The organism is Pseudomonas ogarae (genome assembly GCF_014268695.2).
Classification (GTDB): domain Bacteria; phylum Pseudomonadota; class Gammaproteobacteria; order Pseudomonadales; family Pseudomonadaceae; genus Aquipseudomonas; species Aquipseudomonas kilonensis.
Window position 1 is genome coordinate 2022141 of the sequence record NZ_CP077086.1, and the last position, 24371, is coordinate 2046511.

General features: G+C 61.1%; 26 protein-coding genes. 24 read left to right on the forward strand and 2 right to left on the reverse strand.

The window, feature by feature from the left end:
* The first annotated feature begins 20 nt into the window (after positions 1–20).
* The 24 genes from HU749_RS09020 (at position 21) to HU749_RS09135 (ending at position 22096) form a co-directional block, all read left to right on the forward strand.
* Entirely contained in the window at positions 21–365 is a 345-nt protein-coding gene (locus HU749_RS09020; protein ID WP_014337166.1) for an Hpt domain-containing protein, read from the forward strand.
* Between the two features lie 88 nt (positions 366–453).
* A complete protein-coding gene (locus tag HU749_RS09025) occupies positions 454–1827 on the forward strand; it encodes a flagellar hook-length control protein FliK (RefSeq protein WP_079305268.1) in 1374 nt (457 codons plus the stop codon).
* 233 nt (positions 1828–2060) lie between these two features.
* Entirely contained in the window at positions 2061–2564 is a 504-nt protein-coding gene (fliL, locus tag HU749_RS09030) for a flagellar basal body-associated protein FliL (RefSeq protein ID WP_046062994.1), read from the forward strand.
* Between the two features lie 9 nt (positions 2565–2573).
* Positions 2574–3542: a flagellar motor switch protein FliM gene (fliM, locus tag HU749_RS09035; RefSeq protein WP_003199105.1), complete on the forward strand. Its 969-nt coding sequence runs from the start codon at positions 2574–2576 to the stop codon at positions 3540–3542.
* A 59-nt stretch (positions 3543–3601) separates the two neighbouring features.
* On the forward strand, positions 3602–4060 hold the full coding sequence (fliN, locus tag HU749_RS09040) for a flagellar motor switch protein FliN (RefSeq protein ID WP_003199107.1): 459 nt from the start codon (positions 3602–3604) through the stop codon (positions 4058–4060).
* The gene (gene fliO / locus HU749_RS09045) at positions 4061–4498 is read left to right on the forward strand and encodes a flagellar biosynthetic protein FliO (protein ID WP_079305270.1); all 438 of its coding nucleotides are present in this window, start codon (positions 4061–4063) and stop codon (positions 4496–4498) included.
* Positions 4498–5247, forward strand: a complete 750-nt coding sequence (fliP, locus tag HU749_RS09050) for a flagellar type III secretion system pore protein FliP (RefSeq protein WP_003199111.1) — start codon at positions 4498–4500, stop codon at positions 5245–5247. The genes fliO and fliP overlap by 1 nt, the downstream gene beginning before the upstream one ends.
* 23 nt (positions 5248–5270) lie before the next feature.
* Positions 5271–5540 carry a flagellar biosynthesis protein FliQ gene (gene fliQ, locus HU749_RS09055; protein ID WP_014337170.1) on the forward strand — a complete coding sequence of 90 codons (270 nt, stop codon included), beginning with the start codon at positions 5271–5273 and terminating at the stop codon, positions 5538–5540.
* A 3-nt stretch (positions 5541–5543) separates the two neighbouring features.
* Positions 5544–6326: a flagellar biosynthetic protein FliR gene (gene fliR, locus HU749_RS09060; protein WP_014337171.1), complete on the forward strand. Its 783-nt coding sequence runs from the start codon at positions 5544–5546 to the stop codon at positions 6324–6326.
* Positions 6327–6329: 3 nt separating this feature from the next.
* The gene (flhB, locus tag HU749_RS09065) at positions 6330–7466 is read left to right on the forward strand and encodes a flagellar biosynthesis protein FlhB (RefSeq protein WP_046062996.1); all 1137 of its coding nucleotides are present in this window, start codon (positions 6330–6332) and stop codon (positions 7464–7466) included.
* A gap of 231 nt (positions 7467–7697) precedes the next feature.
* Positions 7698–9827: a flagellar biosynthesis protein FlhA gene (gene flhA, locus HU749_RS09070; protein ID WP_095962660.1), complete on the forward strand. Its 2130-nt coding sequence runs from the start codon at positions 7698–7700 to the stop codon at positions 9825–9827.
* 11 nt (positions 9828–9838) lie between these two features.
* A complete protein-coding gene (gene flhF / locus HU749_RS09075; RefSeq protein WP_095973956.1) occupies positions 9839–11188 on the forward strand; it encodes a flagellar biosynthesis GTPase FlhF in 1350 nt (449 codons plus the stop codon).
* 116 nt (positions 11189–11304) lie between these two features.
* Positions 11305–12135, forward strand: coding sequence for a flagellar synthesis regulator FleN (gene fleN / locus HU749_RS09080; RefSeq protein WP_003184001.1), 831 nt, complete (start codon positions 11305–11307; stop codon positions 12133–12135).
* Entirely contained in the window at positions 12132–12875 is a 744-nt protein-coding gene (fliA, locus tag HU749_RS09085; RefSeq protein WP_014337177.1) for an RNA polymerase sigma factor FliA, read from the forward strand. Before fleN ends, fliA begins: the two co-directional genes overlap by 4 nt.
* Positions 12876–13042: 167 nt before the next feature.
* A complete protein-coding gene (locus HU749_RS09090; protein WP_008006721.1) occupies positions 13043–13414 on the forward strand; it encodes a chemotaxis response regulator CheY in 372 nt (123 codons plus the stop codon).
* An 18-nt stretch (positions 13415–13432) separates the two neighbouring features.
* Complete coding sequence (locus tag HU749_RS09095) at positions 13433–14218, forward strand: protein phosphatase CheZ (RefSeq protein ID WP_041475794.1); 786 nt, start codon at positions 13433–13435, stop codon at positions 14216–14218.
* Positions 14219–14248: 30 nt separating this feature from the next.
* Positions 14249–16504 carry a chemotaxis protein CheA gene (locus HU749_RS09100; RefSeq protein ID WP_186649699.1) on the forward strand — a complete coding sequence of 752 codons (2256 nt, stop codon included), beginning with the start codon at positions 14249–14251 and terminating at the stop codon, positions 16502–16504.
* 48 nt (positions 16505–16552) lie between these two features.
* Positions 16553–17692 carry a protein-glutamate methylesterase/protein-glutamine glutaminase gene (locus tag HU749_RS09105; RefSeq protein ID WP_014337181.1) on the forward strand — a complete coding sequence of 380 codons (1140 nt, stop codon included), beginning with the start codon at positions 16553–16555 and terminating at the stop codon, positions 17690–17692.
* Complete coding sequence (locus HU749_RS09110) at positions 17692–18432, forward strand: flagellar motor protein (RefSeq protein WP_003199135.1); 741 nt, start codon at positions 17692–17694, stop codon at positions 18430–18432. The genes HU749_RS09105 and HU749_RS09110 overlap by 1 nt, the downstream gene beginning before the upstream one ends.
* Positions 18433–18447: 15 nt before the next feature.
* Entirely contained in the window at positions 18448–19332 is an 885-nt protein-coding gene (gene motD, locus HU749_RS09115) for a flagellar motor protein MotD (RefSeq protein ID WP_079305274.1), read from the forward strand.
* Between the two features lie 49 nt (positions 19333–19381).
* Positions 19382–20173, forward strand: a complete 792-nt coding sequence (locus HU749_RS09120) for a ParA family protein (protein ID WP_014337183.1) — start codon at positions 19382–19384, stop codon at positions 20171–20173.
* A gap of 95 nt (positions 20174–20268) precedes the next feature.
* Positions 20269–21141 (forward strand): CheW domain-containing protein, encoded by an 873-nt coding sequence (locus tag HU749_RS09125; protein WP_079305276.1) that lies wholly within the window; start codon positions 20269–20271, stop codon positions 21139–21141.
* Positions 21142–21213: 72 nt separating this feature from the next.
* A complete protein-coding gene (locus tag HU749_RS09130; protein WP_003199144.1) occupies positions 21214–21699 on the forward strand; it encodes a chemotaxis protein CheW in 486 nt (161 codons plus the stop codon).
* A gap of 1 nt (position 21700) precedes the next feature.
* Positions 21701–22096 (forward strand): DUF2802 domain-containing protein, encoded by a 396-nt coding sequence (locus HU749_RS09135; protein ID WP_003183966.1) that lies wholly within the window; start codon positions 21701–21703, stop codon positions 22094–22096.
* Positions 22097–22278: 182 nt separating this feature from the next.
* On the opposite strand, the gene HU749_RS09140 is transcribed toward HU749_RS09135, so the two are convergent.
* Together HU749_RS09140 and fliK are read right to left on the reverse strand one after the other, a co-directional pair.
* On the reverse strand, positions 22279–22608 hold the full coding sequence (locus HU749_RS09140) for an EscU/YscU/HrcU family type III secretion system export apparatus switch protein (protein WP_046063001.1): 330 nt from the start codon (positions 22606–22608) through the stop codon (positions 22279–22281).
* Positions 22605–24176 carry a flagellar hook-length control protein FliK gene (gene fliK, locus HU749_RS09145; protein ID WP_095962659.1) on the reverse strand — a complete coding sequence of 524 codons (1572 nt, stop codon included), beginning with the start codon at positions 24174–24176 and terminating at the stop codon, positions 22605–22607. Before fliK ends, HU749_RS09140 begins: the two co-directional genes overlap by 4 nt.
* Between the last annotated feature and the right edge of the window lie 195 nt (positions 24177–24371).

Sequence of the window (24371 nt, forward strand, 5' to 3'; positions counted from 1 at the left end):
CTTGATCAGGGAGCGAACAAGTGAACGAGATTCATCTGGACCGCGACGTGCTCAGCACGTTGAAAGAAGTCATGGAGGAGGGGTATCTGGAGTTGCTGGATACGTTTCTCAACGACTCCGAGGCTCGCCTGCGCGTGCTGCATGAGGCACGGGACGCTGAAAAACTGAGCGCCACGGCCCACAGCTTCAAAGGTAGCAGCAGCAACATGGGCGCTATCCGCCTGGCCGAGCTGTGCGGCGAACTGGAACAGCGTGCCAAGCAGCCGTCATTGGGCGGTATCGAGAAACTGGTCAGCGAAATCGACAGCGAATTCGCGCATGTCCGCAAGCTTTGCAGGGAAGAGCGCGAGGGCTTTCACTGCTGAGTTTTGACGGTCGGGCTGACATTGGCCCGTGCCTTGCATTGCCTAGTCTCGACTGTACCTATGATTCCAGTGCAGCGGAGACCTTTTTATGCCCGTTACCCCTAATTCACTGCTTCAGGCCTCTGTCCAGGCCAAGCCCCAGGTCGCCGTCAATTCACCGGCAGCGGCCCCGGATCTCGGGGATAGAGCCTCCAGCTTCGCTCAAGTCTTCGCCAAGCAGGCGCCTGCCAAGTCAACGGCGGCCCCTGAGCCATCGGTGAAATCGGCGCGCGACAAGGCTGCTGACAACACCGTCAAAAAAGACACCGGCAACGAAACCCCTGCCGCCCCGGAACCGACGGTTGCCGATAGCGGCAAACCCTTGCCCGCGGACAAACCGGCCAGCGCCGACGACCAGGCTGCCAGCGCCGACGATGCCGACTCGGCGCAAACACCAGTAGCGGATGTTGCACCTGTCGATCCGAGCCTTGATCCAGGGCTGCTTCCAGACACGACGGTGCCGCTCGCGTCAGCCGCAGTGGAGCCTGCACCTGTGGTGGTTACGACTGAGGCCCAGATGAGCACGGCAGTTGCAGCGCCGGTTGTCCCGCCGGCCACACCGCTCCCGGCTGCGGTCCTGGTGGACGATCCTGCCTTTGACCCTGAAGCTGACCCGCTCGACGCATTGCCCGCCTTGCGTTTGGCGATGGAGCAGGGTGGTCATGTTTCCGCCGCCAGCCAGGCCCAGCCCAAGAGCGCTGCCCCGGCGTCGCCCGACGGTGAGCCGACTTCGGCGCAGACCTTTGCCGCCGGTATGGCAAGCATGCTCAGCGTGCAAGCCGATCAGAACAGTACCGAGTCCGGCAGCCAGGGCGGCGACAAGGCCTTTGGTGGCTTGATCAGTGAAGGTCTCAAGGATCTGGGCGGCGCTTCCAGTGACACGCGGGTGGACGATTTCGCCAACCGCTTGGCCGCCCTGACCCAGGCCGCAACGCCCAAAACCGCCAACGCGGTGCCGGTCAACCAGCCTATAGCGATGAATCAGAGCGGTTGGACCGAAGAAGTGGTCAACCGGGTGATGTATCTGTCCAGCGTCAATCTCAAGGCGGCCGACATCCAGTTGCAGCCTGCCGAACTCGGGCGCCTGGATATCCGGGTGAACATGGTTCCGGATCAGCAGACCCAGGTCACGTTCATGAGCGCCCACTCCGGCGTTCGCGAAGCCCTCGAAGGCCAGATGCATCGCCTGCGGGACAGTTTTGCCCAGCAGGGCATGGGTCAGGTCGACGTCAGCGTATCCGATCAATCCCGTGGTTCGCAGAATCAGGAGCAGCAGGCCCAACAGCAGGCCCAGGCCGGGCGTACCGCGTCATCTGGCGGGCGAGTGGATTCAGCGGATGAAACTGTTCCTGCCAGCATCGCTGAAGTGGCGGCCAGCACGACCAGCGTCATCGGCACCAGCGCGGTCGACTACTACGCCTGATCCAACGAGTTTTTCCCCTGTGGGAGCGAGCTTGCTCGCGATAGCGGTTTGTCAGTCACCATTTGCTGGGATTGATCCACCGCTATCGCGAGCAAGCTCGCTCCCACATTGGTTTTATGGGGGATTGGAGATCGCATCTGCCCGTCATCCTTAGTACCGACACTTCTGGCATAACACTTGCTCCAGCCTTGCCGTGCATCAGTGAAAACCCCGATTAGTGACGGATTATTGGCATGGCGAAGAGTGAAGCAGCAGCTGTAAAAGACCCTGCAACCAAAGGCAAACTCAAGCTGATCATCATGATCGTGGTGGGTTTGCTCCTGGCGGTCGGTGTGTCCGTGGGGGCGACCTGGTATTTCATGCACAGCGCTCAAAGCAAGCCGGCAGTGGCGGCCGAAGCCGCGCCAGTGGGCAAGCAGCCGGCGATTTTCGAACCGATGGCGCCAGCCTTCGTGGCCAACTACACCCAGAACGGTCGCCAACGCTACATGCAGGTGAGCATTACCCTGCTGGGCCGCAACCAGGCTGACCTGGAAGCGCTGCGGGTGCATATGCCGCTGATCCGCAACAACCTGGTGATGCTGTTTTCCGGACAGAATTTCGACACCCTGGCCACCCCGGTCGGCCAGGAAATGCTGCGCCAGAAAGCCACGGCCAGCGTGCAGGAAGTGGCTCAGAAAGAGCTCGGCAAAGTGGTGATCGAACAGTTGCTCTTCACTAACTTCGTATTGCAGTAGGAACACGACATGGCCGTGCAGGACCTGCTGTCCCAGGACGAAATCGATGCGCTGTTGCATGGTGTCGACGATGGCCTGGTGCAGACCGAAAACGCTGCTGAACCGGGCAGCGTCAAAAGCTACGACCTGACCAGCCAGGATCGCATCGTTCGCGGACGCATGCCGACCCTGGAAATGATCAACGAACGTTTCGCCCGCTACACCCGCATCAGCATGTTCAACATGCTGCGCCGTTCGGCCGACGTGGCCGTCGGTGGTGTGCAGGTGATGAAGTTTGGTGAGTACGTACACTCGCTGTATGTGCCTACCAGCCTCAACCTGGTGAAGATCAAGCCGTTGCGTGGCACCGCGTTGTTCATTCTTGACGCCAAGCTGGTGTTCAAGCTGGTGGATAACTTCTTCGGTGGCGACGGTCGTCACGCCAAGATCGAAGGTCGTGAATTCACCCCGACCGAGCTGCGGGTCGTGCGGATGGTGCTGGAGCAGGCCTTCGTCGACTTGAAGGAAGCCTGGCAAGCGATCATGGAAGTGAACTTCGAGTACATCAACTCGGAAGTGAACCCGGCCATGGCCAACATCGTCGGCCCGAGCGAGGCCATTGTGGTCTCGACCTTCCACATCGAGCTCGATGGCGGTGGTGGCGACCTGCACGTGACCATGCCGTACTCGATGATCGAGCCGGTACGTGAAATGCTCGACGCCGGTTTCCAGTCGGACCTCGACGACCAGGACGAACGCTGGATCAACGCGCTGCGCCAGGACGTGCTGGATGTCGACGTGCCGATCGGCGCGACGGTCGCCCGGCGTCAACTGCGTCTGCGGGACATCCTGCACATGCAACCGGGGGACATTATCCCCGTCGAGATGCCGGAAGACATGGTCATGCGCGCCAATGGCGTGCCGGCCTTCAAGGTCAAGATGGGCTCTCACAAAGGCAACCTGGCGTTGCAGGTGATCGAGCCGATCGAACGCCGCTGAGCGGTGTCGAATTTTTAAGTTTGCGTTTTTAACTGATTTTTGCCCGCCGAGGACAAATGATGGCTGACGATATGAATACCCAGGATGACCAGGCGCTGGCCGATGAATGGGCTGCGGCCCTGGAAGAAACCGGCGATGCCGGGCAAGCAGACATCGATGCCTTGCTGGCGGCCGACACTGGCGCCCATGCGTCCAGCCGCTTGCAAATGGAAGAATTTGGCAGCGTTCCGAAGAGTCATGAGCCGGTGACGCTCGATGGCCCGAACCTGGATGTGATCCTCGATATCCCGGTGTCGATCTCCATGGAAGTGGGCAGCACCGACATCAACATTCGCAACCTGCTGCAGCTCAACCAGGGCTCGGTGATCGAGCTGGACCGCCTGGCTGGCGAGCCGCTCGACGTGCTGGTCAACGGCACCTTGATCGCCCATGGCGAAGTGGTGGTGGTCAACGAGAAGTTCGGCATTCGCCTGACGGACGTGATCAGCCCGAGCGAACGCATCAAGAAGCTGCGCTGAGTGAAAGGTTTTTTCGCTGCAGTCGCGATGCTGCCATTGAGCGTGCTGGCGGCCGAACCGGTTGCCACGGCCGCCGCTGCGCCGGCAGTAGGCAGTGGTGTCGCCGGACAATTGGCGCAACTGGTACTTGGCTTGCTGCTGGTGCTGGGCTTGATCTTCTTTCTCGCCTGGCTGTTGCGGCGCGTGCAGCAGGCGGGGCCGGCGGGCAAGGGGCAGGTCATCGACATCATCGGTTCCCGCGCGCTCGGGCCGCGCGACCGGCTGGTGCTGGTGCAGGTCGGCAATGAGCAGATCCTGCTGGGCCTGAGCCCGGGCACCATTACCGCCTTGCACGTCCTCAAGGAGCCGGTGCAGATGCCCTCCGCCGAGCAGGCCAGCCCCGAATTTGCCCAGCGGCTCATGGAACTGTTGGGTAAAGACCAGAAGGATAAAAAGTAATGCCGTTGCGCATTCTGTTGGCATTGGCCCTGATGCTGGCCGCACCGTTGGCGTTCGCCGCCGATCCGCTGTCGATCCCGGCGATCACCCTCGGCACCAATGCCGAAGGGGCCCAGGAATACTCGGTCAGCCTGCAGATCCTGCTGATCATGACCGCGCTGAGTTTCATTCCGGCGTTCGTCATGCTGATGACCAGCTTTACCCGGATCATCATTGTCTTTTCGATCCTGCGCCAGGCCCTGGGCCTGCAACAGACGCCCTCGAACCAGATCCTCACCGGCATGGCGCTGTTTTTGACCATGTTCATCATGGCGCCGGTGTTCGACCGGGTGAACCAGGACGCGCTGCAACCCTACCTGGCAGAAAAAATCACCGCTCAGGATGCCGTGGCCAAGGCTGAAGTGCCGATCAAGGATTTCATGCTGGCGCAGACTCGCAGCAGCGACCTGGAGCTGTTCATGCGCCTGTCCAAGCGCACCGATATCCCCAGTGCCGATCAGGCGCCGCTGACCATCCTGGTGCCGGCGTTCGTGACGTCCGAGCTCAAGACCGCTTTCCAGATCGGTTTCATGATTTTCATCCCGTTCCTGATCATTGACCTAGTGGTCGCCAGTATCCTGATGGCCATGGGCATGATGATGCTCTCGCCGCTGATCATTTCCCTGCCGTTCAAGATCATGCTGTTTGTGCTGGTGGATGGCTGGGCGCTGATCATCGGTACCCTGGCGGGCAGTTTCGGCGGTGTTTAGGCCTTTTGTGCGGGTAGGACGATATGACGCCTGAAGTAGCGGTAGACCTGTTCCGTGAAGCGCTCTGGCTGACGACCATAATGGTTGCCATCCTGGTGATCCCCAGCCTGCTGGTGGGGTTGCTGGTGGCAATGTTCCAGGCCGCGACCCAGATCAACGAACAGACCTTGAGCTTCCTGCCGCGCCTTCTGGTGATGCTGGTGACGCTGATCGTCGCTGGCCCCTGGCTGGTACAAACCTTCATGGAATACATCCTGCAGCTGTACGGCAGTATTCCGCAGTTGATCGGCTGACCCATGTCGATGCTCGCGCTGACGGACACCCAGATCAGTACCTGGGTGGCGTCGTTCATCCTGCCGCTGTTTCGCGTCGCCGCGGTGCTGATGAGCATGCCAGTGTTCGGTACGACCCTGGTGCCGACCCGCGTGCGGCTGTATTTCGCCTTGGCCATCACGGTAGTCATTGCGCCTGGATTGCCACCGATGCCGCCGGTCAATGCCTTGGATCTCAGCGGCCTGATGTTGATTGCCGAGCAGATCCTCATCGGCGCCTTGATGGGGTTTTCTCTGCAACTGTTCTTCCAGGCCTTCGTGGTGGCCGGGCAAATCATCTCGATCCAGATGGGTATGGCCTTCGCGTCCATGATCGACCCTACCAACGGCGTCAACACAGCGGTGATCGGTCAGTTCCTGACGATGCTGGTGACTCTGTTGTTCCTCGCCATGAACGGGCATCTGGTGGTGTTCGAGGTATTGACCGAGAGTTTCACCACGATGCCGGTGGGCAGTGCGTTGCTGGTCAATCATTTCTGGGAAATCGCCGGCAAGCTCGGCTGGGTCCTGGGCGCGGCGATGGTGCTGGTATTGCCGGCGATCACCGCGTTGCTGGTGGTCAACATCGCGTTTGGCGTGATGACCCGCGCGGCGCCGCAACTGAATATTTTCTCCATTGGCTTCCCGCTGACCCTCGTGCTGGGCATGGTGATTTTCTGGGTCAGCCTGGGGGATATCCTCAACCAGTATCAGCCGCTGGCCACCCAGGCCTTGCAGCTATTACGCGACATGGCACAGGCACGCTGAACCATGGCCGAGAGTGAGAGTGGTCAGGACAAGACAGAAGACCCCACGGAAAAGCGCAAGCGCGAGTCCCGGGAAAAGGGTGAGATTGCCCGATCCAAGGAGCTCAACACGCTGGCGGTGATGCTGGCCGGGGCGGGCGGGTTGCTGATTTATGGTGGCGGGTTGGCCCTGGACCTGTTGGATATCATGCGCCTGAACTTCTCCCTGCCTCGTGAGGTGCTGCTCAGTCCGGGCGCGATGGGTCAGTATTTGCTGCATTCAGGCAAAATCGCGATTCTGGCGGTACAGCCGGTGCTGATATTCCTCCTGCTGGCAGCCATCATTGGTCCTATTTCTTTGGGTGGCTGGTTGTTCGCCGGGAAGAGCCTGGCGCCGAAATTCAGCCGGATGAACCCGGCCAGCGGCCTCAAGCGGATGTTTTCCACGACTGCCTTGATGGAGTTGCTCAAGGCTCTTGGAAAATTCTTCCTGATTCTTTTCGTCGCGTTGACGGTTTTACAAGCCGACATCGACGACCTGCTGCGCATCGCTCACGAGCCGCTTGAACAGGCGATCATCCATAGCGTGCAGTTGGTGGGCTGGAGTACGTTGTGGATGGCCTGCGGCCTGATCCTGATCGCTGCCATCGATGTGCCGATCCAGCTCTATCAGAGCAAGCAGAAGTTGATGATGACCAAGCAGGAGATACGCGACGAGCACAAGGATCAGGAGGGCAAGCCGGAGGTCAAGCAGCGGATCCGTCAGTTGCAGCGCGAGGTCTCCCAGCGGCGGATGATGGCGGCGATCCCCGACGCCGATGTGGTCATCACCAACCCGACTCACTACGCCGTAGCCCTCAAGTACGACCCCGAAAAAGGCAACGCTCCCGTGTTGCTGGCCAAAGGCAGTGACTTCCTGGCGCTCAAGATCCGTGAGATCGCCGTGGCCAATGAGGTGATGCTGCTCGAATCCCCGGCCCTGGCGCGGTCGATTTACTACTCCACCGAACTCGACCAGGAAATCCCTGGCGGCCTGTACCTGGCCGTGGCCCAGGTGCTGGCCTACGTCTACCAGATCCGCCAACACCGCGCCGGCAAGGGCAAGCGCCCCGAGCCGCTAAAAGACCTGCCGATCCCGCCGGATTTGCGCCGCGATTCCTGAGTCGGCTGGCACAAAACCCTGTGGGAGCGAGCTTGCTCGCGATTGCGCTGGTTCAGTCGACTATGGGTGTGACTGACAAATCGCTATCGCGAGCAAGCTCGCTCCCGCAGGTCAGCGTCCCTTCAACCCCTCTATTTCAGCCTTTGAGAAAAGTTGGAAGGCTTCTTGCAATACCCCGTCTGCGCCCCCTCCGGGCGTCAAAAGATTGCTTCACAGGAACGGGGAATATTGGTGGATCGCTCTCAGTTATTCAGCACCGCACGCAGCAACGTAGCAGACCTCAGTCGGGGTAATCTGGGCGTGCCGCTGTTGCTGCTGGTCATGCTCGCCATGATGATGCTGCCGGTACCGCCGTTCCTGCTGGACGTGTTCTTCACGTTTAACATCGCCCTGTCGATCGTCGTGCTGCTGGTATGCGTATACGCCCTGCGGCCGCTGGACTTCGCGGTGTTCCCGACCATTCTGCTGGTGGCGACGCTCATGCGTCTGGCGCTGAACGTGGCGTCCACCCGCGTCGTGATGATCCATGGTCATGAGGGCCACGCGGCTGCCGGTAAGGTGATCCAAGCCTTCGGTGAGGTGGTGATCGGCGGCAACTACGTGGTCGGTATCGTGGTCTTCGCCATCTTGATGATCATCAACTTCGTCGTGGTGACCAAAGGTGCCGGGCGGATTTCCGAGGTGAGCGCACGTTTCACTCTTGATGCGATGCCCGGCAAGCAGATGGCCATCGACGCCGACCTCAACGCTGGCCTGATCGACCAGGGCCAGGCCAAGGCACGACGCCTTGAGGTCGCCCAGGAAGCCGAGTTCTACGGTTCCATGGACGGTGCCAGCAAATTCGTGCGCGGTGACGCCATCGCTGGCCTGCTGATTCTGTTCATCAACCTGATCGGCGGCATGGCCGTCGGTATCTTCCAGCATGGCATGACGTTCGGCGACGCTGGCAAGGTCTACGCCTTGTTGACCATTGGTGACGGTTTGGTGGCGCAATTGCCATCACTGTTGTTATCCACAGCTGCCGCGATCATGGTGACCCGTGCTTCGGGCTCCGAAGACATGGGCAAGCAGATCGGCCGGCAAATGTTCGCCTCGCCCAAGGCCCTGGCGGTTGCTGCCGGCCTGATGGCTGTAATGGGCCTGGTGCCGGGAATGCCGCACTTTTCCTTCCTGAGCATGGCTGCTCTGGCTGCCGGCGGCGCCTACCTGTTCTGGAAAAAACAGAACGTGCAGAAAGTCCAGGCCCTGCAAGAGGTCAAGCGCCAGCAGGAACTGCTGCCGTCGCCGGCCCGCGCCATGGAAACCAAGGAGCTGGGCTGGGATGACGTGACGCCGATCGACATGATCGGCCTGGAAGTCGGCTATCGCCTGATTCCATTGGTCGACCGCAACCAGGGTGGTCAGTTGCTGGCGCGGATCAAGGGGGTGCGCAAGAAGCTCTCCCAGGACCTGGGCTTCCTGATGCCCACCGTGCATATTCGCGACAACCTAGACCTGGCGCCGAGCGCCTATCGCCTGACCTTGATGGGGGTGATTCTGGCCGAGGCCGAGATCTACCCCGACCGCGAATTGGCGATCAACCCCGGGCAGGTCTACGGCAGCCTCAACGGCATCACCGCCAAGGATCCGGCTTTCGGCCTGGAAGCGGTGTGGATCGAAATCAGCCAGCGGGCCCAGGCCCAGTCCCTCGGCTATACCGTGGTGGACGCCAGTACGGTGGTGGCGACCCACTTGAACCAGATCCTGTACAAGCACTCCAGCGAGCTGATTGGCCACGAAGAAGTCCAGCAACTCCTGCAAGTATTGGCAAAAGGCTCGCCCAAGCTGGCTGAAGAGCTGGTGCCGGGTGTGGTTTCGTTGTCGCAATTGCTCAAGGTGTTGCAGGCGCTATTGGCCGAGCAAGTGCCTGTGCGCGACATACGCAGTATTGCCGAGGCTATCGCCAACAACGCTTCCAAGAGTCAAGATACCGCCGCCCTGGTGGCTGCGGTTCGGGTCGGCGTGTCCCGCGCAATCGTCCAAAGCATTGTAGGCACTGAGTCTGAGCTGCCTGTGATCACCTTGGAGCCAAGGTTGGAACAGATATTGCTCAATAGTCTGCAGAAGGCAGGACAAGGCTCGGAAGAGGGTGTCCTGCTGGAGCCAAGCATGGCCGAGAAGCTGCAGCGTTCGCTGATCGAAGCAGCCCAGCGGCAAGAGATGCAAGGCCAGCCGGTGATCCTGCTGGTGGCCGGTCCGATTCGCGCGATGCTCTCGCGATTCGGGCGCCTCGCGGTCCCGGGGCTGCATGTGCTGGCGTACCAGGAAATACCGGACAACAAGCAAGTGACCATCGTTGCGACAGTAGGGCCCAACGGCTGAGGTAGTGGTTTATGCAAGTGAAGCGTTTTTTCGCCGCCGACATGCGTCAGGCCATGAAACTGGTTCGTGACGAGCTGGGCGCTGAAGCAGCCATCATTGGCAACCGTCGTATCGCCGGCGGTGTCGAGCTGACGGCTGCCCTGGATTACAAACTGTCTGCGTTGGCCCCGCGGGTTCCTAACATGGAACTCGAAGACGAGCTGCGCAAGACCCAATCTCGCATCGCCAGCGCCCAGGCCGAACTGAGCCTGCGCAGCAGCGAAGGCGAGGGCGCGGCGGGTACCAATCGTCAATTGTTCGCCGGTCAGCCGCTGACCGCCGGCCTGCCATTGACCGCTGCCGAACCGCTGATCGAGCAGGCCCAAGCCGAACCGCGTCGTCCTGAGCCGGCGCCAGCAGCGCCTGCCCGGGGTGTCGACCCGCGCGCCCTGGACTCGATGCGCTTTGAACTCAACAGCCTGCGCGAGCTGATGGAAGTCCAGCTCGGCTCCCTGGCCTGGAACCAACTGCAAGGCAGCCGTCCAGCCCAGGCCAACCTGTGGCGTCGCCTGCAACGCATCGGCCTGTCCGGCCCGTTGTCCCGGGACCTGCTGGCGCTGATCAATGGTATCGAAGAGCCTCGCCAGGCCTGGCGCATGTTGCTGGCGCACCTGGCGCGGATGATCGCCACGCCGGAAGTCGAGCCGCTGGAAGAGGGTGGGGTGATTGCCATGGTCGGTCCTGCCGGCATGGGCAAGACCACCACCCTGGCCAAGCTCGCCGCCCGTTATGTACTCAAGTACGGCGCCCAGAGCATTGCCTTGGTGAGCATGGACAGTTTCCGCATCGGTGCCCAGGAGCAACTCAAGACCCTCGGCCGGATTCTCAATGTGTCGGTGACCCATGTGGATCCGGGTCAATCCCTGGCCCAGGCACTGGAGCCGCTGCTGCGCAAACGCGTCGTGCTGATCGATACCGCGGGCCTGCAAGCCAGCGATCCAGCCCTGCGCATGCAGCTCGAGAGCCTGGCCGGGCGCGGTATCAAGTCAAAAAATTATCTCGTGTTGGCAACCACCAGCCAGAAACAGGTTCTAACCGCCGCATACCACAGCTACAAACGCTGCGGGCTGGCCGGCTGCATCCTGACTAAGCTGGACGAAACGGCAAGCCTGGGCGAGGTGTTGAGCCTGGCGATCGGTCATGAACTACCGGTGGCCTACCTGACCGACGGGCCGCGGATCCCGGATGATTTGCATCTGCCGCGCCGTCATCAACTGGTCAGTCGTGCCGTGAGTGTGCAAATGCAGGAAGAACCCAGCGAAGAAGCCATGGCTGATATGTTCGCTGATATCTACCACAGCCCGACCAAGCAGGTCGGCTGAGGTAATCATGAATATTTTTTGTACCTACATCGATGGTCTGCCATGCATTGTTCCGTATGCGAACGCGCAGCCAGTAATGTGGCCTCCGTCTAAGTAAGACAAGGTAAAGAACGAACATGGGCAGCATGCATCCCGTACAGGTGATCGCGGTGACCGGCGGCAAAGGTGGCGTCGGGAAGACTAACGTGTCAGTGAACTTGTCCCTGGCTCTGGCAGAGCTTGGCCGACGGGTCATGCTGCTGGACGCCGACCTGGGCCTGGCGAACGTCGACGTGTTGTTGGGGCTTACACCCAAACGCACCCTGGCGGACGTGATTGAAGGGCGCTGTGAACTGCGTGACGTGTTGTTGCAGGGGCCGGGCGGGATTCGCATCGTGCCGGCTGCCTCCGGCACCCAGAGCATGGTTCACCTGACCCCGGCCCAGCACGCGGGCCTGATCCAGGCGTTCAGCGACATCGGCGACAACCTTGATGTGCTGGTGATCGATACCGCGGCCGGTATTGGTGACTCGGTCGTCAGTTTCGTCCGCGCTGCCCAGGAAGTGCTGCTGGTGGTCTGCGACGAACCGACGTCCATCACCGACGCCTATGCCCTGATCAAACTGCTTAACCGCGACTATGGCATGAACCGCTTCCGCGTCCTGGCCAACATGGCCCAGAGCCCGCAGGAAGGACGCAACCTGTTCGCCAAGTTGACAAAGGTCACGGATCGCTTCCTGGACGTCGCCCTACAATACGTCGGCGCAGTGCCTTACGACGAAAGCGTTCGCAAGGCCGTCCAGAAGCAACGTGCCGTTTATGAAGCCTTTCCACGTTCCAAATGCGCGCTGGCGTTCAAGGCGATCGCCCAGAAGGTCGACACCTGGCCACTGCCGGCCAACCCCCGCGGGCATCTGGAATTTTTCGTCGAGCGTCTTGTGCAACAAACAGCAGGGCCCGTGCTATGACAGCCAGCGGTTACAACCATCTCTACAAAAAATCGGCACGGGACGCCCAGTACGAATTGATCGAGCGTTACGCACCGCTGGTCAAGCGTATCGCCTATCACTTGCTGGCGCGTTTGCCGGCCAGTGTCCAGGTCGAAGACTTGATCCAGGCGGGCATGATCGGCCTGCTCGAAGTGTCGAACAAATACGACGCGAGCAAGGGCGCCAGTTTCGAGACGTATGCCGGTATTCGCATTCGCGGGGCCATGCTCGATGAAGTCCGCAAGGGCGATTGGGCGCCGCGTTCGGTGCATCGCAATACCCGCATGGTCAGCGATGCAATTCGGGCAATTGAAGCTAAAACCGGGCGTGACGCTAAAGATCACGAGGTTGCGGCCGAACTCCAATTGAGTCTCGACGATTATTACGGGATTTTGAACGATACCTTGGGCAGCCGCCTGTTCAGTTTCGACGACCTGTTGCAGGACGGCGAACACGAAGGGCTGCATGAGGATAACGCGAGTGCTCACATGGAGCCGTCGCGTGACCTGGAAGATGAACGTTTCCAGAGTGCGCTGGCGGATGCGATTGCCAATTTGCCGGAGCGTGAGCGACTGGTCTTGGCGCTGTACTACGACGAAGAGCTGAACCTCAAGGAAATCGGTGAGGTCCTGGGGGTCAGCGAATCGCGGGTCAGCCAGTTACACAGCCAGTGCGCGGCCCGTTTGCGGGGGCGTTTGGGGGAGTGGCGAGCGCGTTGACAGGCAGTGTGGGGACGCTGCGAACGAGGCTGGCCTGGCAGGTACTGCGCCAGTCTCCATCCGTTGTGCTCCGGACCGTTGTCGAGTGTTGTGCCGGATTGATTGAAATGGCGCGTCCAGGTGCTGGGCGCGTTTAAGACTGCTTGGAGGTCGAATTGGACAAGAACATGAAAATCCTCATCGTTGATGACTTCTCAACGATGCGGCGGATCATAAAAAACCTGTTGCGTGACCTTGGGTTCACCAACACGGTCGAGGCGGATGATGGCATCACAGCCATTCCGGTCCTCAACAGCGGGAGCATCGACTTTCTGGTAACTGACTGGAACATGCCCGGCATGACCGGTATCGACTTGCTGCGCCATGTGCGCGCCGACGAAAAGCTCAAGCATCTTCCGGTGCTGATGGTCACTGCCGAAGCCAAGCGCGAGCAGATCATCGAAGCGGCCCAAGCCGGTGTAAACGGCTATGTGGTCAAACCCTTCACGGCCCAGGCGTTGAAAGAGAAGATCGAAAAAATCTTCGAACGCATCGGTTAACGGCGCCACGGGGGAGCTATGGACAACGAATCTTCAATGGGCGATTTCGAATCGACCCTGAAAAAACATGCCCGCGAACTGGTCGACAGCCTTGAAAAAGGTCGCTTTGGCGATGCGGTTCAAATGATCCATGAGCTCAACCAGACCCGTGACCGCGGTCTGTATCAGGAAGTGGGCAAGCTCACGCGTGAATTGCACAGCGCGATTGTCAATTTCCAGATCGACCCGCATATGCCGCAGGCCGAGGAAGTCTCGCAGATCACCGACGCCACCGAGCGTCTGGGTTATGTGGTCAAGCTGACCGAGGCCGCGGCCAACCGCACCATGGACCTGGTGGAAAGTGCAACGCCGCTGGTCAATGGCCTGAGCGAAGAAGCCCAGGCCTTGAGTACCGACTGGGGCCGGTTCATGCGTCGCGAAGTCGGCGCTGAAGAGTTTCGGGAGCTGGCCCGTCGCGTCGACGGTTTCCTGACGCGCAGCGGCACCGAGAACCGCGCCGTGGCAAGCAATCTCAACGACATTCTGCTGGCTCAGGACTATCAGGACCTGACCGGCCAAGTGATCAAGCGTGTGACCCAACTGGTCACCGAAGTGGAAAGCAACCTGCTCAAACTGGTGTTGATGGCCAGCCAGGTCGACCGCTTTGCAGGCATCGAACACGACCGTGAAGCGATGCTTGCTGAAAAAGATCCACAAAAACATCTCTCTCAGGGTGAAGGTCCGCAGATTCATGCCGATAAAAGAGAAGACGTTATGTCCGGTCAGGACGATGTGGACGATTTGCTGTCCAGCCTTGGATTCTGAGTTTTAGCCCTGTTTTAGGAGCAGCCATTAATGAGCTTCGGCGCCGATGAAGAGATCCTTCAGGATTTCCTGGTTGAGGCCGGCGAGATTCTAGAGCAACTGTCCGAACAGCTGGTCGAGCTGGAAAGCCGACCAGATGATGCGGATCTGCTCAATGCAATTTTTCGCGGTTTCCACACTGTAAAAGGAGGCGCCGGCTTCCTCCAGCTCAACGAGCTGGTGGAGTGCTGTCACATTGCCGAGAACGTGTTCGACATCCTGCGCAAGGGTGAGCGTCGCGTTGATTCGGAATTGATGGACGTGGTGCTTGAAGCGCTGGATGCGGTCAACAGTATGTTCAGCGAAGTGCGTGAGCGCTCGCCGATTACGGCTGCCACCCCCGAATTGCTCGCCGCGCTGTCGCGCCTGGCCGAGCCGCAATCGGCTGACGAAGCGGCTCCGGTTGCCGAGGCCGTGGTTGAAGAACCGGTCGCCGAGGAATCGGGCGACATCACCGATAACGAATTCGAACAACTGCTGGACTCCCTGAATGCCGTCAAGGCCCAGGCCGAGGCACCGGCTGCACCTTCTGCACCTGCAGCGCCGGCCGCCGATGGGGCTGGCAGCGATGAAATCACCGATGCCGAGTTCGAGTCACTGCTCGACCAGCTCCATGGCAAGGGCCAGTTCGCGCCTGATGCCGTGGTCCCGGCGGCGGCCCCCGCCGCGCCGAAAGCCGCGGGCGACAGCTCGGACATCACCGACGACGAATTCGAAGCGTTGCTCGATCAGTTGCATGGCAAGGGCACCTTTGCCGTTGACGCACTGGATTCGGCCATCGCTTCGGCGCCGACGCCGGCCAAGCCCGCCGCCGCTGCCGCGGGCAGCGACCTGATCAGCGACCACGAATTCGAATCCCTGCTCGATGAGCTGCATGGCAAAGGCAAGTTCAGCGAAGTCGGTACGGCTTCTGCTGCGCCTGCTGCCGCCACTGCGGCCGCGCCGGCGGCCAAGGTTGCGCCAAAACCCGCTGCCAAGGCACCGGAACCGAAGGCCGAGCCCGCCAAGCCTGCCGCTGCTGCCCCGGCGCCAGCCCGTGCTCCGGCGGCTGCGCCAGCGGACAAACCGGCCAGCGAAGCCGAGACCACCGTTCGGGTCGATACCGCACGCCTGGACGAGATCATGAACATGGTCGGCGAACTGGTGCTGGTGCGTAACCGTCTGGTGCGCCTGGGCCTCAATAGCCAGGACGAAGCCATGTCCAAGGCCGTGTCGAACCTCGACGTGGTCACGGCGGACCTGCAGACCGCGGTCATGAAGACCCGGATGCAGCCGATCAAGAAAGTCTTCGGGCGCTTCCCGCGCCTGGTTCGCGACCTGGCTCGCCAGCTCAAGAAAGAAATCAACCTGGAACTGGTGGGTGAAGAGACCGACCTCGACAAGAACCTTGTCGAGGCCCTGGCCGACCCGCTGGTCCACTTGGTGCGCAACGCGGTTGACCACGGCATCGAGTCGCCGGAAGAACGCGAAGCTTCAGGCAAGGTCCGTGGCGGCAAGGTGATCCTGGCCGCCGAGCAGGAGGGCGACCACATCCTGTTGTCGATCTCCGACGACGGCAAAGGCATGGACCCGAACGTGTTGCGTGCCATCGCGGTGAAACGCGGTGTGATGGACAAGGATGCCGCCGACCGCCTGAGCGACACCGAGTGCTACAACCTGATCTTCGCCCCGGGCTTCTCGACCAAGACCGAGATCTCCGACGTGTCGGGCCGTGGCGTGGGCATGGACGTGGTGAAAACCAAGATTTCCCAGCTCAACGGTTCGATCAATATCTACTCGACCAAGGGCCTGGGCTCGAAGATCGTCATCAAGGTCCCGTTGACCCTGGCGATCATGCCGACCCTGATGGTGATGCTGGGCAACCAGGCATTCGCCTTCCCGCTGGTCAACGTCAACGAGATCTTCCACCTCGACCTGTCGCGCACCAACGTGGTGGACGGCCAGGAAGTGGTGATCGTACGGGACAAGGCACTGCCACTGTTCTACCTCAAGCGCTGGCTGGTCAGCTCCGCCGCTCATGTAGAGCAGGGCGAGGGCCATGTGGTGATCCTTTCGGTGGGCACCCAGCGGATCGGCTTTGTCGTCGACCAATTGGTGGGCCAGGAAGAAGTGGTCATCAAGCCGTTGGGCAAGATGCTCCAGGGCACCCCGGGCATGTCCGGCGCCACCATCACCGGCGACGGTCGCATCGCATTGATTCTCGATGTGCCAAGCATGCTCAAGCGTTACGCCGCCCGGCGTATTTGATTCTGGAGGGGCGTGGCCCAGGGCCGCGCCTCGTCTAACGGAGTGTTTATGGTAGTTAAAGTCCTGGTGGTGGACGATTCGGGGTTTTTCCGCCGCCGCGTCTCGGAAATTCTTTCGGCGGACACGAGTATTCAGGTCGTCGGTACCGCGACCAACGGCAAAGAGGCGATCGATCAGGCCCTGGCACTCAAGCCGGACGTGATTACCATGGACTACGAGATGCCGATGATGGACGGCATCACGGCCGTGCGGCATATCATGCAGCGCTGCCCGACGCCGGTATTGATGTTCTCCTCCCTGACCCACGAAGGCGCCCGAGTGACCCTCGATGCGCTGGACGCCGGGGCGGTGGATTTCCTGCCGAAGAACTTCGAAGACATTTCGCGCAACCCCGACAAGGTCCGGCAGTTGCTATGCGAAAAAGTCCATAGCATTTCCCGCAGCAACCGCCGTGTCGGTGCCTACAGCGCACCGGCGCCAGCCCCTGTTGCGGCGCCAAGCCCGGCACCGTCGCCGACGCCGACTGCATCGAGCAGCTTCAATCCGGCACCGGTACGCAGCGCCCCGGCACCTGCGCCGGCTCGCCAGGCGCCCGCCAGTGCGTCGTCGCCGGCACCCAAGCGCAAGGCCTACAAGCTGGTCGCTATCGGCACGTCCACGGGTGGCCCGGTGGCGCTGCAACGGGTCCTGACCCAGTTGCCGGCCAACTTCCCGGCCCCCATCGTGCTGATCCAGCACATGCCCGCAGCGTTCACCAAGGCGTTTGCCGAGCGCCTGGACAAGCTGTGCAACATCAGCGTCAAGGAAGCCGAGGATGGCGACATCCTGCGTCCAGGCCTGGCGTTGTTGGCCCCGGGTGGCAAGCAGATGATGATCGATGGCCGCGGCGCGGTGAAAATCCTGCCGGGCGACGAGCGTCTGAACTACAAGCCTTGCGTGGACATTACCTTCGGTTCTGCGGCCAAGTCCTACGGTGACAAAGTTCTGGCGGTGGTGCTCACCGGCATGGGGGCCGATGGTCGCGAAGGCGCGCGCCTGCTCAAGCAGGGCGGCAGTGCAATCTGGGCCCAGGACGAAGCCAGTTGCGTGATCTACGGCATGCCAATGGCCATCGTCAAAGCCGATCTTGCCGACGCGGTGTACGGATTGGACGACATCGGTAGACACCTGGTCGAGGCCTGCATTTAATGGATGTGCTCAGCCTGATTGGCATCATCATGGCGTTCGTCGCCATCATTGGCGGCAATTATCTGGAAGGCGGTCATCTGGGCGCGCTGGCCAACGGCCCGGCGGCGTTGATCGTGCTCGGTGGCACCATTGGCGCGGCGCTGTTGCAGTCGCCCATGAGTGCTTTCAAGCGTGCCATGCAAGTGCTGATCTGGATTCTGTTCCCGCCCCGTGTCGATTTGGCCGGTGGTATCGATCGCGTGGTGAACTGGAGCCTGACCGCGCGCAAGGAAGGCTTGCTGGGCCTGGAAGGGGTGGCTGATGCCGAGCCCGACAGCTACTCACGCAAAGGCCTGCAATTGCTGGTGGACGGCGCCGAGCCGGAAGCCATCCGCAGCATCCTGGAGGTGGATTTCTACACCCAGGAAAGTCGCGACATCGAGGCCGCCAAGGTATTCGAAAGCATGGGCGGCTACGCGCCGACCATCGGCATCATCGGTGCGGTGATGGGCCTGATCCATGTGATGGGCAACCTGGCCGATCCGTCGCAACTGGGCAGCGGCATCGCCGTGGCGTTTGTCGCCACGATCTACGGCGTGGCGAGTGCCAACCTGGTGCTGCTGCCCATCGCGGCCAAGCTCAAGTCCATCGCGTTGCGCCAGTCGCGCTATCGCGAAATGCTGCTGGAAGGGATCCTGTCGATCGCCGAAGGTGAAAACCCGCGCTCCATTGAGTTGAAGCTGCAAGGCTTCATGGACTAATGGGGGATATGGAGCATGGCACGTCGTAGGCATCGTGAAGAACACGTCAACCATGAACGCTGGCTGGTTTCCTACGCCGACTTCATCACGCTGCTGTTCGCTTTTTTCGTGGTCATGTATTCGATCTCGTCGGTCAACGAAGGCAAGTACAAAGTCATTTCCGAGGCGTTGATCGGTGTCTTTACCGACTCCGATCGCGCCCTCAAGCCTATCCCCATCGGCGATGAACGGCCCAAGACCACCACGCCGGCCAAACCCCTGGTCAAGGACAGCGAGCAGGTCGATGCCGGTATCTCCGGTGGCAGCGATCCATTGAAAAGCATCGCCGACGACATCAGCGCGGCGTTCGGCGACCTGATCAGCTCCAACCAGATGACCGTGCGCGGCAACGAGTTGTGGGTCGAGATCGAACTCAATTCCAGCCTGTTGTTCGGCAGCGGCGATGCCATGCCCAGCGACATGGCGTTCAACATCATCGATAAGGTCGCGGCGATCCTCAAGCCCTTCGACAACCCGATCCATGTCGAAGGCTTCACGGACGACCAACCGATCCGTACCGCGCAGTACCCGACCAACTGGGAACTGTCCTCGGCCCGTTCGTCGAGCATCGTGCGCATGCTGGCGATGCAGGGCGTGAAGCCTGGTCGCCTGGCCTCGGTGGGCTATGGCGAGTTCCAGCCGGTCGCCAATAACGCCACTGCCGATGGGCGTGCGCGCAACCGGCGGGTGGTGCTGGTGGTGTCGCGTAACCTCGATGTGCGTCGCAGCCTGACCGGTACCGGTACGACCAATGCAACTCCGGATGCGGCACTGAAGCGGGCTGGCACACAAACTGCACCGGCTCCGGTCAAGTCGCCGGGAAGACAGAGTGCCGTCAATTCTCCGTCACCCGCTTTATAACCGAGCTATTTCTCGGTCGAGCCTGTTTCGGCCGGGAGGAACGATCCGAATGAGAGTCTGGGCAGTCGCCAATCAAAAAGGTGGTGTGGGCAAGACCACATCTTCCATCGCTTTAGCCGGGTTGCTGGCCGAGGCGGGCAAGCGCGTGGTCATCGTCGATCTGGACCCCCATGGCTCGATGACCAGCTATTTCGGCTACGACCCCGACAGCCTGGAGCACAGCAACTACGACCTGTTCCTGCACAAGGGCGTTGTGCCCGAGGGCCTGCCGGGGCAGTTGCTATTGTCCACCAGCGATGAGCGGATTTCCCTGCTGCCGTCGAGCACCGCCCTCGCCACCCTGGAGCGACAGTCGCCCGGGCAGAGCGGGCTTGGCCTGGTGATCGCCAAGAGTCTGGCGCAGCTGTGGCAGGATTTCGATTACGCGATCATCGACAGCCCACCGTTGCTGGGTTTGCTGATGGTCAATGCCTTGGCAGCCAGCCAACAATTGGTCATTCCGGTACAGACCGAGCACCTGGCGGTCAAGGGCCTGGAACGCATGGTCAATACACTGGCGATGGTCAACCGCTCGCGTAAGCAGACGCTGGCCTTCAACATCGTGCCAACCCTGTTCGATCGTCGTACCCAGGCCTCCCTGGGCACCTTGCGGGTGTTGCGGGACAAGTACCCGGAGGACATCTGGCAAGGCTATATCCCCGTCGACACCCGCCTGCGGGACGCTAGTCGCGCCGGAGTGACCCCTTCGCAATTCGATGGCAAGAGCCGTGGCGTGCTGGCTTACCGGGCGCTGCTCAAGCACCTGCTGGCCCAGCAGCTTGTTCCGCAGCAGGTGGCTTAAGTGACGAGGCTTTCCACTGGCATCGTGTTCGCTTGCGAGCGCTCAAGTCCTACCGCATTCATGCCGATAACCTCTTCAAGTGGCGCACTGTTCCTATGAGCCGCCCGATAAAGACAACCTCGCGTCCGCAAATGGCCCTGCAATCCTATCTGGATGGGCTGTTGCAGGAAGCGACCGAAGAAATGCCACCACAGCCAAGCGTGATCGAGGCGTTGCCCGAGAATGTCGAAGCCAAGGGTGTGCTGGATGAATTTCAAGCGGCCGTGCTCGAAGAGCAGGCCCGTGACGCACAGAAAGCAGTAGTGGCTGCAGCGGTCGAGGCACCGTTTATCAAGCCTCAGGTGGCGGTCATGGACGCGCCTGCGCCGATCCTGGCGCCGGTCTCGACCGTTGCCCCGCTGCTACAAGGCCTGGTGACGCCGGTGGTGGAAATCCACCTGCCGCCGAGCAATCCGCCGCCACCGGTGCCGGGAGACGACCGTCCGGCCTGGGCTGCCGAGCCGTTCGAGTGTTTGTTGTTCGATGTGGCCGGGTTGACCCTGGCGGTGCCGCTGGTATGCCTGGGATCGATTTATTCCCTGGCCGGGCAGGAATTGACACCGTTGTTTGGCCAGCCGGAATGGTTCCTCGGGATCCTGCCGAGCCAGGCCGGCAACCTGAAGGTCCTGGATACCGCGCGCTGGGTCATGCCGGACCGTTATCGCGATGATTTTCGCCAGGGCTTGCAGTACGTGATTTCGGTGCAGGGTTACGAGTGGGGGTTGGCGGTGCATCAGGTCAGCCGTTCGCTACGCCTGGACCCGAACGAGATCAAGTGGCGCAGCCATCGAGGGCAACGGCCATGGCTGGCCGGTACGGTGATCGAGCACATGTGCGCCTTGCTGGACGTTTCCGAGCTGGCGGAGCTGATCGCCAGCGGCGGGGCAAAACACCTGGGCGGCAGCAAGCCGGTCCAGAAACCGAAATAAGACAACCGGTGGCGCACAGCGTCGCCGGACAGAATACACGCCGCCACAGGCGGTTTTTCGAGGGGTCAGGGTATGAATGATAAGGCGTCGTCTCAAAAGGGTTCTGAAGATCCGATTCTGCAATGGGTGACCTTCAAGCTCGATAACGAAACCTACGGCATCAACGTGATGCGCGTTCAGGAAGTGCTGCGCTATACCGAGATCGCCCCGGTTCCGGGTGCGCCGAGCTACGTGCTGGGCATCATCAACCTGCGTGGCAACGTGGTCACGGTGATCGATACCCGCCAGCGCTTCGGCCTGATGAATGCCGAGATCAGCGACAACACCCGGATCGTCATCATCGAAGCCGACAAGCAAGTGGTTGGCATCATGGTCGACAGCGTCGCCGAAGTGGTTTACCTGCGTCAGTCGGAAATCGAGACTGCGCCTAACGTGGGTAACGAAGAGTCCGCCAAGTTCATTCAGGGCGTGTGCAACAAGAACAACGAGTTGCTGATTCTGGTTGAACTGGACAAGATGATGAGCGAAGAAGAGTGGTCGGAACTGGAGAGTATCTGATTTGATTCTTGAGGTAGCAGTCATTGTCCTGTTCCTTTTCTGGGCAGGCACGCTGGCGATGTTCTTGGCGTACATACGTGGCCAGCGGCAGATCGCCGCTCAGCAGGCCCAGGGCGATGCGCTGCGCGACCAGCGCATCAAGGACCTGGCCAAGCGCGTCGACGATTACCAGAACGGCACCGTGCGCATGGGCGAAGCGCTCCATGAGCTGCGTGCCGTGGTCGCGCCGTTGCCGGATAAACTCGCCCAGTTGGAACAGCGCGACCCCTCCAGCCTGTCCTTCGCCCAGGCCGCCCGCCTGGTGGGCATGGGCGCCAGCGTCGACGAACTGACCCAAGCCTGCGGCCTGACCCAGGCCGAGGCGGAGTTGATGAGCAAGCTGCACAAGGGCGGCTGATCGCCTTCACCCCCAATCCAATGTGGGAGCGAGCTTGCTCGCGATAGCGGTGTGACAGTCGATAGAAATGTCGGATGTGAGCCCGTCATTGCGAGCAAGCTCGCTCCCACAGGTTTTTCTGGCGAACTGATTTTTCCGGCCCGGCGCCCCCGTGGCGAGGGGATAAATCCCCTCGCCACAGATCAGTAATCGTCGCCGCGGTCGGTTACATCCTTCTCGACACTCTGCACATTCGGGTCATGGCCTTGGGGAAACTTGCCCTTGAGGTTCCAGGCAAACGCGATGATCTCGGCAATCGTGCGGTACAGCTCTTCCGGGATGCTGTCTCCTAACTCCATCCGTGCCAACAGCTTCACCAGCTCGGCATTTTCATAGATCGGTACTTCGCTTTCGCGGGCAATACGCAGGATCTCCTCGGCCAGGGCTTCGTCGCCCTTGGCGGTGAGGGTCGGGGCGTGGTGGCCATCGTACTTGAGGGCAATGGCCTGGCGGGGTTCGGTGTGGGTTGTCATGCGGTTTCGTCCACCCAGCGTTGTTCCAGGCGCGTCTTGGGGCCTTGGGGCGGGGTGCCGAGGTGGCAGTCCAGGTCGCCGACGTTCAGGCCACAGGTCACCAGGCGCTCCCGCAAGGCTGTCAGGTTGTTTTCGATCAGGCTCGCGGTATACGGCCGTTCTGCCCACAACTGGCTGGACAGGCTGCCGCTGAGCAACTGGGCCTGAACCTGCAAGGGGCCAAGCGGTTCCATGTCGAATGCCAGTTCCACCCGCCAGAGTTGCTGTTTCGGCTCGCGTTCTTCCCGGCGCTCGTGTGGTTGTTCTCGTGGCGGGGTTTCCTCGCGCTGGAACTTGACCTGTAACGGCACGATGTCCTGCAGGTTGCGCATCGGGATTTCCAGTTGCCAGGTGCTCATCAGCCGACCGTCGTCGGTCAGGCCGGTCTGCTCCAGGCTCGACAATTGATGGCTTTGCAGGCGTGACACGGCGGCAGCGGCCAGGCGCAGCAGGTGTTCGAGGTCGCCTTCTTCGTCCTGGCCTTTCATCTGGCGCGAGGGCAGGGGGAAACTGGTGGGTTGCGGCTTGGCGCTGACCTGGCCGAGCATCCCCAGGGCGCTGCGTACGAAGCTGGGCAGAACTTGGGCCAGCGTATTGGCGGCAATGATGGCGCTGAGGTTGGTGGAGGCGGGCAGGGCCGGTGTCAGTTGGGCGATCAGTTTCAGCAGGTCACCTTTCATGTCCGGCGCCAGGCTCGGTGGTTGTCCGGCGAGCAATTTGCTTTCCAGGAATACGCCGCTGGCGACCATGGCTTGGGCCAAACCCTTGGGTGTGCTCAGTTGCTGGACATCCGGCAGGCCCGCCAGCAAACGAGTCACCGCGGCGCGCAGTTCGGTGCCGGTGTCATCAGTGGCCGGCAGGTTTTGCAGTGCGCTGATCAGGCTGTCCAGCGAGCCCTGGCGACTCACTTGGGTGACCAGTTGCTGGCTCACCGCCAGTTGCTCCTGGCGGTTGCTCAGCGGAACGAATTTCAGCGTCCGGGCATCTTGCACCTGGGCGCTCAACAGCGTGCCGATGCGCAGCGGTTGGGGGCTGTCGATGTCCAGGGTAGTGCCAGCCTGGGCGGTGTTGAGCAGGCTCACCAACGACCGATAGACCGCCGGTTGCCCGGGCAATGCTGGCAACGCCTGGCTGGTCAGCACCTTGCCTTGCAGCAGCGTGCCGACCGGCATCTGCGCCGTGTCGATGCGCGTCAAGGTGGCCACGCTGGACGCCACGGCCTGTTGCACGGCAATCGCCAGGTTGCTGGCGGACGGTTGGGTCACGGCCAGGCTGGTGCCCTGAGGGAGCGGCTGGGTGCTGGTGGCTTGCACGGTGGTCTGGCGGCCGCTCTCCAGGGTGACCTTGAGCAACAGCTGGAAAGTCTGGTCGGCCTGCTTGAGCGATAGCACTTCGGCCTGGGCGGTCTGGCCCGAGCCGATCAGGCCTTGGGCCGGCACCAGCAGTTTGAGCAGCTCGCCACTGACCACCGGTGTACGCGTCGTTGCCGTGGGCTGGGGCAGCGGCAGGATGTTCATGTCGCCTGTCATTTGCGGTCTTACCTTGGGGAAATAAGCTCTCTTGAGAGTAGGGTAGGGCATGTATAATGCCGCCCGTCTTTCAGGGAGTGGCGAAAACCTTGCAATTGTTTGACGCAGCTCTGTGGAACAGGTCGTCAAAGCATCTATGCTGCACCTCTTTAACGGCCGCTGCACCGCCGACTTGAACCGTATAAGGCCCGCGAT